The sequence below is a fragment of the Arthrobacter sp. JCM 19049 genome (genome assembly GCF_001310435.1).
In genome coordinates, this window is sequence record NZ_BAXF01000877.1 from 1 (window position 1) to 627 (window position 627).

Sequence of the window (627 nt, forward strand, 5' to 3'; positions counted from 1 at the left end):
GGTGGGTGTGCGGGTCGACCAGGCCCGGCAGCAGGATCTGGCCGGAGGCGTCGATAACGGTGGCGTCCCCGGCCTGCAGGCCCCGGCCGATCTGGGCGATCATCCCGTCGGAGACCAGCACGTCGGCGGTGTCCCCGCCCAGAATGCTGGCGTTGTGAATCAGATACTTCATGGACCTAGCTTTCCTTGATCAAGTCGCCGGAGAGGAGCATGTAGAGGCTGGCCATGCGCACGGCCACGCCGTTGGTCACCTGGTCCAGCACGGTGGAGCGTGGGGAGTCGGCGGCGGCCGAGGAGATTTCCAGGCCGCGGTTCATCGGGCCCGGGTGCATGATCAGCGTTTCCTCGCCGGAGGCGTCCAGCGCCTTCAGCCGGGCGTCGTCCAGGCCCCAGTAGCGGGAGTATTCACGCGGGTTCGGGAAGTAGGCGGCATGCATCCGCTCCCCCTGCACGCGCAGCATCATCAGCGCGTCCACCCCGGAGGCGATGACCTCGTCCAGGTCATAGCTGATGGTGCACGGCCAGGCGTCGGCCCCCACCGGCAGCAGGGTGGGCGGGGCGACCATGGTCACCTCGGCGCCAGGGAGTTCAGCAGCCACAGGTTCGAGCGGGCCACCCGGGAGTGCA

The 627-nt window shown here is 68.6% G+C and carries 1 pseudogene; it reads right to left on the bottom strand.

What is annotated here, in order from left to right:
- Window positions 1–176: 176 nt before the first annotated feature.
- Window positions 177–627: pseudogene (locus JCM19049_RS16870) on the bottom strand (aspartate carbamoyltransferase); the annotation flags it as partial.